Below are 7,599 nucleotides of genomic sequence, written 5' to 3' on the forward strand. Positions count from 1 at the left end.
GAAAGAATTTCTAAAGGTTCTAAATCTAAATCATTAGTAATAAGGGCAAAATATCCCATTTTTGAATATTCTTCATGGATTTTATATTTATATTCTTTGTAAGATATTAGAACATCACCCTCTTGCTTAACTTCGTGATATTTCATTAGTTTTTTAACAACTAGACCACGTTTATTTGAGATGAGATTTAAATCTACATTATTTCTCTCTACTTTATCTAATAAAGATTCAGCTAGGTAAGTATGTTCAGCTTGTGAGTAGGACATGATTACTTTAGATTTGATACCTTCATTAACCTTAATATAACTACGGGCAAAAATCTTATATTTTATGTCATACTCTTTAATGAAGTCGTAAGGATTTGCCTTTACATCATTAAGTAACTCTTTATAGAGTTTATTATTTTTGGGTAAAAGTGTTAAGAAATTTGTTCCCTTACTATGGAGATACTTTATATTGTCTTTGGTGTAAAATCCTTGATCCATAACAAGGTTTAGCTTGTTTATATTTAAAGATAAAGCTAAAGAAATGGTGGTTTCTAAATATGCTTTATCTGGGATATTTCCGCGATAAATGTCGTAGTAAAGAGGAAGTCTTGAATCCTGATCATAGATAACACCGAGATTAATTTGTGGTAAATCTTCACCATCGCGGTTATATCCTCTTGCTATATCGTACATTTGCTGGTTATATGATGAGATTGAAGTTACATTATAAGCAAGGTATTTATCTGAGTGATGAATTTTAAACCAGCTATTGAGAAAATCTAATTTATCTTCTTTACTAATAGATTGAAGAATACGTGATATTTCCCGGCTTGAGTAAGTAAATTTATCGTCTAAACCTCTTGATAAAGCCCATCTTGGGTAATAGCTCATTACAGAACCATTTTCAAGCGTATAAATAGCTAAATATAGAAATCCTTCGGCTAATTCTTTACCAAAGATTTGTTGTAAAGTTTGAAGTAATTTATAATTCTTGGCTAATTTAAAGCAAGCTCCGATAAAACCTACATTTAAGCACTGAAAATCACCAGTTCTTAACTCTGTTACAAGTTGACTTTCATAGTTACTTGAATTATTTGAATCATAGTATTTGTAATAATTTTCATTAGGTATTAATTTACCAGTTTCATCATCAAGTTTACCGATTAAAGTTTCTTTTACTTTTGGTTTTTTAGTAATTGGATCTCTGTAAGATTTTATTACTTTAAACACTCTTTTGACAGCTTTTTCTCCACGTCTATCATTTTTTGTTGTAATTCCTTTTTCCGGTAAGTCAACTAATACTGTCATTTTATTTCCTCAATAGCTTTAGATACCGTATCGTATACATTATAACATAGCAGGAAAATGAAAATTAAATTAAGTATAAGAATTTTAATGATTTTTTATTAAAGTTTATTTACAGCAACGATACATTTGCGGGAGTTTAGGGCGAATCACTTTTTTATTATTTTTCAATAACAAAAGCACAAACGTTAAAAATACAGTCTATAAAGCTCGAAATCTATTTTCTATACCACACCATGATCTTCTAACTTAAGTGGACAAATTGTTTTATAAAGTAATATTTAATGCTGCCAAAATATTTTTCTGTCTTTTAGTTAGAGACATTGTCTTGGATTTTGAATTGCCACTATAAGTTCTAATTTTCTTTAACTCTTCAATCGAACTCTTTAATCCTATATCTTTAGTTAATTCATTACTTGATAAACTGTAGATCATATGCATTTTGAGGATTAAAGCAATAAAACTAACAAATAATTTCCCGTCAAACTTATAGCTAGAATGAACTCGAAGTTCACCAAAATCTAGACCATTGTACAAGTTATCAAAAGCTGTATCAACTATTCCCTTTTTGCTATAGACATTTAATGCTTGCTCAGTATCTAAAGATTTATTATTAGTAACTAAGACAATAAAGCCTAATCTACTAATAGCTAGATCTATAGCTTCGTTATTTTGCTCGTACGTAAAATCTAAATCAGTAGACTGGCTAACTTTAAATAACTCTATTAAATCTGGTTGAACAGGCTTCTTGTTCTTATGTAGTAATCTAAGTATCTCTTCTTTTTTCTTTAAATCCTCATAAAAACTAACAAGTTGCATATCAAGCAACTCTTGATCTTTTATCACATGAGCCTTTAGCTCTAAACCTTGATAATTGACATCCAAAATTTTGGCTTTCTTCTCAGGGCGACTTAGTCTATCAGCATGTTTAAAACCAATTTGATTAGCTTGATCTATAAGGTCTGTGTAAACTTGTAAATTTGCAGGTAAAAGAGTTAAAAATTCGATCTCATTACTAGCTAGATCATTAAATGTCTTGCTTTTATAAGTTTCTTGAGCTAAAACCACATTTATTTTTTTGGAGATCTTATCTTGAAAATTTTCTATTACGTAAGGTAAATATGCCTTGTTGTTTAAATTTCCAGAATACCAATCATATAGGATAGGTTAATGAACTTTATGATCGAACAACACAGCAAGATTAATTTGTTTTAGTAGTTCATTATCTCGATAATATACGATTTCCAATTCATCTAAATCTTCACTGTAAGATGAAAAACTAGTTACATCATAAGCGTAAAACGTTGAATCAAATAATTTAGAATTTATCCATTGATCCTTAAATTCATCTATACATGGAGGAAAAATATCTTCGAAGAACTCACTCAAATTTTGAGAATTTAGATAAAATTTTTCCGGCAAACTATGATCCCCTGCCCAGTCTTTAAAGCCTTCCATCACATCACCTTCATTTACCATGTATCCAGCAAGATGGCAAATCAATTCAGCTTCATCACTGAATATATTAAAGAGAATGTCAAAGACACCAAGCTGACGAAAAATATTCATGTAACAGTCTGTATATCCTGTTGAAAACTCTTTTTCTCTAGGTATTAGATTTTCTTTTGGCTTAGGCAGATTAAAAATGGCAAAATAATTATCATTCGGAATTAAATAACCAGTCTCTTCGTCTAGCTTACCGATTAAAGTGTCATTAGTTCTTTTAACTTTACCATTTTCATCTCTATAGCTTTTACCACGCTTATAGAGATACACTCCACTTTTAGTTGTTTGCTTTCTTAATCCAACTGTAGGCAAAGGATATAGTTGTTTAGTCATCTTAATTCTTGTGTGGTCTATTTGATTAAAACATTTTCAGTGGCGCATTATACCATTGTGTAAGAAAGATACTGTTAAAAAGAGAGAACTTAAGCTGTTGCAAGAATAGTTATTCTTTAAACATAGGAATTAGATAGAGCCAAATATATGCACATCTAAAAACTATTTAAGTTTACTTAGATTTGATGGCTAGAAAATCTTGTTCAAGAATTTTTAGGAACTGCTTAATAACTGCATATTCTTCAGATTTTGCTGAATCAAAATCAACTTTTAATACATCGATTGATGTATTGCACAAAGTTATGAACATTTGTAGGTATATACTGATTAATTGGTGCAGTTAATTTACTAACAGTTCGTTCTATGATTTCATGGAGGATTACGTAAATAAAGGTGCATAAAGACTTACCACGAAATGATAAATCGTTACTCACTAACATTCTTGTATTATTTATGCGTGCCAAGCTTCTTTCAACACTTTCTCTCATGTAGTTAATAGTGTAAACTTCTGTAGCTCGAGTCTCTAAGTCATCGGTAATTAGTGCAAACCAACCCGCCATATTCATCTTCTCAGTCATTTTTTCAGGAGCAAGAGTTAAATCAATTCTCGTACTTGATTGAATATCAACATTACTGTGTTGCATTTCACTCATGCCAAGGGTATGTTTACGGTTAATTTTCTCGAGTTTCTCTTGTTCAACAGCGTATTCTTTGAGAATAGTATCGCGTTCAATCTTGTATTTTTCAGGTGATAAAATAGCTAGAGCTTGAAAATCACGCTCGGCATAAATTATATGTTCTGAATAATACATAGCTCCATTAGGAAGTAGAACTTTACGATCATGATAGTTAACAAAAGAATTACTAATTAATTGTTTATATTCTTTGGCAACTTTCTTCATAAATGTTACTACTTTAATATTTTTATCATTCAGGATTTGTAAATTATCTTTATTAGCTGAACTTTGATCGAAGATTACTGATTGTACAGTTGGTAAATATTGCGCATTTAAATCAACAGATCTTTGGAAAATTTTGCTATCGCTGATATTTCCTGCATAGAATTCATAGAATAACGGTAGTTGGTGCTTAGTTCCCTTAGCTACTAATAAATTGATTTGCTTTGGCGTGTCTTCGCTTTTATCATTACCGTACTTAGCTAATGATAGTTTATTTGAATAGGTAGTAAAGTTCGAAAAATCAATAAATAATCGCATTGTCTTCTTGTAGAAGTTCACACCAAGATTTAAGGAAAGCTTCGACTTTTTCTTCAGAAATTGACATAAAGAATTCAGACCAACGTTGCGAACTTATATAAAAATCTCTTTTTAAGTTCATCTTGTTTGCGAATTCATTGAAGTTATGAGAAGCATTGCTGTCGTCATTACTTAGAGAAAAAGCCACCCAATTGAGAATATTTATTGCACCTTCAGTTGTAAAAACCTCACTTAAGATCTTAGTAATGCCATATAAATCTGCGATCTTGTAAATAAAAGTCACAAACATATTTGCAGCATTTGCTTTGTGTTTGCTTCTTGAAGAATATGATGTATTGGTTTCTAAAACTTTCTCTACTGTTAGAGATTCTGGTGTAATAACCTCGTCTTGAATAACAGGCGCAACCTCTTGAACAACAAAATCATTTTGTGATTTTAATTTCCAAGGTATTTTTCTCTTATTTTTGATTGGTTTAACTTCTTTAGCTTGTTTTGCTCTTAAGATTCTAGTTTGCTCAATAACCTCAACCATTACGTCTAAACGTGTACCAGTGTTACGAACACGAGAAATCCCTGGATTTTGTGCTAATTGTTCTTGTAATTCCTCATCATATTTCTTCATATACTTTTTGTATATTTCGCGATCCATTTCGTAAGGTTCGCTGTTTTCATCATATAACTTTAAAAACGAATCATTAGGATAGAACTTTCCAGTGACATTATCTACAACTCCAACTGCTACTTTGTAGTTACGGGTTTTATCCCCTTCTTTATATGTTGGAGCTCTAAACAAAACCTCTTGTGTAAACTTTTCTGTTTCTGGTTTTAGTGAAACTTTTTTAACTGGGCACTTATATTCTTTAGCCATAATCTACTATCAACGCCTTTTTCTAGAATCTTTATAAAACTTATAGCCAGTTTACTATAATTTGTGAAGTTTGAAATACTTTTTTCATACTTAAAAAGACTCACACGAGCAGTGTGAGTCTTTTTAAGTATTAACGTTTGCTTACAAAAACAAATTTCTTATCAACTAATACATACTGACCAATAAAGCCACCTCTAGCTCGATCGATAGCTAAGACTACAATTTGACCAGATGAATCACGTTTAATATAAATTTTATCGTTTTCACCAAGTCTTTCAATAGCCTTGTTTACATTAGCCATTTGGAAAATAACACCTTTCTCACGAGCAAAAATAGTACCTGCAGTTTGTCCTTTTTTCACTTGATATAAAGTTGTTTGCAGATTTGTATAAGGTGCATTTTCAGGAACTAAAGGTATTAAGTTATTGTCAGCAGTCGTAGTTGCTGTTTGATTTGTTGTAGCTGTATCATTTTGCGCAGCTTTTTTAGCTTCTTGTGGTTGAGCTACTGGAGCTGCCACTGGTGTTTCAGGCTGTGCATCATTTTCAGCTTCAGTTTCAGCTGGTAAAGTTTCTTCCTGTAAAGTTTCTTCTGTAGTCTCTTGAGGACTATTAATTTGTACAGTTGCTGTTTCATTTTTCGATAATAGAATCGAATCTTTATTACTTGTATCACGGAACACAAATAAATATAAAACTACACATAAAACTATAATCCCAGCATAGATATAAATTTTTGTGTAAGAAGAGCGATCAAAAGCTCTTTTCATTTTTTCTTTCATACCAAAGCTCAATTATTCTTATTTACTTGATATTATAAGCTATTTTTATTTTGTAACCAAATCAATAATCACTAAACTAATCCTAAAAGATTTTCTAACCCTTGCATCACTTGTGCAGTGTTATTACAATCTTTTGGTATAACTAGTACAGTATCGTCACCAGCAATGGTTCCAAGAATACCTAATTCATGAGAAACATTATCACATATTTTTGCTACTAATGGAGCTCCGGCGATAACAGTTTTTACCACAATTACTAATTGATTACTATCTATTGATACTACTAACGATTCTACTTTTGATTCTAAAGACAACTTATGTTGAGAAGTCGTTAACTTGTAGAATTTTTCGCCAGAGCTATCTACAACCTTAGTAATATTTAAGGTATTGAGCATACGTCTAAGTTTATGGATGTTTATACTAACACCTGCATTTTGTAATGCTGTTAAGATTTCGCCTACAAATTTAAACTTATTCGCACTAACAGTATCGAATATTACATTAACTAAACTACGATCTTTTTCTGAAAAATGTATCGTTTGTTTTTTAGAGTTTTGTTGCAATTTCTTTTTAATTGCTTTATTTGTCATGTAATTACCGTATTTATTACTTAGATAGTGTAATAACTTATACAGCGATATTACCTAAATCTTCATTAACCTTAATTTTTTCACCTATAACAACATTATCAGTTAATTGTAATTGTTTAGGGAAAATATTAATAGTAGTACTTCCCATTAAGAAAGCACCCATTAGCTGACCTTTTTCTAAAACCACTTCATTATCAGCATAACGTTTTTCAATAAAGTGAACAGCATGGTGAGCGTCAATGGCATTATCCCAATAAGTTTTTATTGAACCAGTAATAGTAGCACCTACTAACACTTGGATCATTGGACCATATTCTGTATCAAAGTAACATACTAGACGTTCATTACGCGCATAGAGATTACTAATATTCTTAAATGCGTTTTCATTTACAGAGTAAAGATCACCAGGTATAAAAATTGATTTTTTTAGTGTAGCTTTACATGGCATATGTACGCGGTGATAATCTCTTGGAGATAAATAAACCGTTACATAGGTACAACCATTATATTGTTCAGCTTCTTCACTACTAATTCCTAAAAGTTCACGTACTGCAAAGTTATGTCCTTTTGCCTGAATCATAGCCCCGTTATTAACTTGACCGATCATAGCAATTTTACCATCAGCGGGACTAACAAACTCAGCCTGACCAATTGGACGAGCATCTTCAGGTAACTCTCTAATAAAGAATTCATTAAAAGTACTGTAATCTTCAGCTTTTGGTCGTTTAGCTTCAGCAAGATTTACTTTATTTAGTTTCACAAAAGCTTTAATTGCTAAAGTGGTAACTTTTCCTAATTTTGCACTTGCTAACTTTCCTACTAATTTTGTTAACAAATGTCTTGGTGTGAGGTATTTGTGAATAAAAATTTTCAAGTTCATAACTATCTACGACTAGCGTCATTGATTAAAAAATGATAAAGATTTGTTAATAAAATTTGAAAAAAGTGGTCACGAGCCACAAATCTACACTTTTTATTTGCGAGGAAAAAAAATTTATTTTATGATTTAGGC

The 7,599-nt window shown here is 31.0% G+C and carries 8 protein-coding genes; all 8 read right to left on the bottom strand.

Translation table 11 applies throughout. The annotated features are described in order from the left end of the window. Positions 1-1,295: IS1634 family transposase (locus CKF58_RS07330; RefSeq protein WP_147397241.1), on the bottom strand; the 1,295-nt coding region annotated here is incomplete at its 3' end. Between the two features lie 264 nt (positions 1,296-1,559). Next, on the bottom strand, positions 1,560-2,456 hold the full coding sequence (locus CKF58_RS07335; RefSeq protein ID WP_425451212.1) for an IS1634 family transposase: 897 nt from the start codon (positions 2,454-2,456) through the stop codon (positions 1,560-1,562). 3 nt (positions 2,457-2,459) lie between these two features. Then, on the bottom strand, positions 2,460-3,131 hold the full coding sequence (locus tag CKF58_RS07340) for a hypothetical protein (RefSeq protein WP_119532481.1): 672 nt from the start codon (positions 3,129-3,131) through the stop codon (positions 2,460-2,462). A 263-nt stretch (positions 3,132-3,394) separates the two neighbouring features. Beyond that, a complete protein-coding gene (locus CKF58_RS07345) occupies positions 3,395-4,348 on the bottom strand; it encodes a transposase (RefSeq protein WP_119532483.1) in 954 nt (317 codons plus the stop codon). Next, positions 4,332-5,216: a hypothetical protein gene (locus tag CKF58_RS07350; RefSeq protein WP_119532485.1), complete on the bottom strand. Its 885-nt coding sequence runs from the start codon at positions 5,214-5,216 to the stop codon at positions 4,332-4,334. Before CKF58_RS07350 ends, CKF58_RS07345 begins: the two co-directional genes overlap by 17 nt. A gap of 130 nt (positions 5,217-5,346) precedes the next feature. Next, positions 5,347-5,997: a hypothetical protein gene (locus tag CKF58_RS07355; protein ID WP_119532487.1), complete on the bottom strand. Its 651-nt coding sequence runs from the start codon at positions 5,995-5,997 to the stop codon at positions 5,347-5,349. A gap of 71 nt (positions 5,998-6,068) precedes the next feature. After that, complete coding sequence (locus CKF58_RS07360) at positions 6,069-6,587, bottom strand: arginine repressor (protein ID WP_119532489.1); 519 nt, start codon at positions 6,585-6,587, stop codon at positions 6,069-6,071. Between the two features lie 37 nt (positions 6,588-6,624). After that, entirely contained in the window at positions 6,625-7,422 is a 798-nt protein-coding gene (gene asd / locus CKF58_RS07365; RefSeq protein WP_222987763.1) for an archaetidylserine decarboxylase, read from the bottom strand. Positions 7,423-7,599: the final 177 nt, after the last annotated feature.

The sequence above is a fragment of the Psittacicella hinzii genome (assembly GCF_003585935.1).
Classification (GTDB): Bacteria; Pseudomonadota; Gammaproteobacteria; order Enterobacterales; family Psittacicellaceae; genus Psittacicella; species Psittacicella hinzii.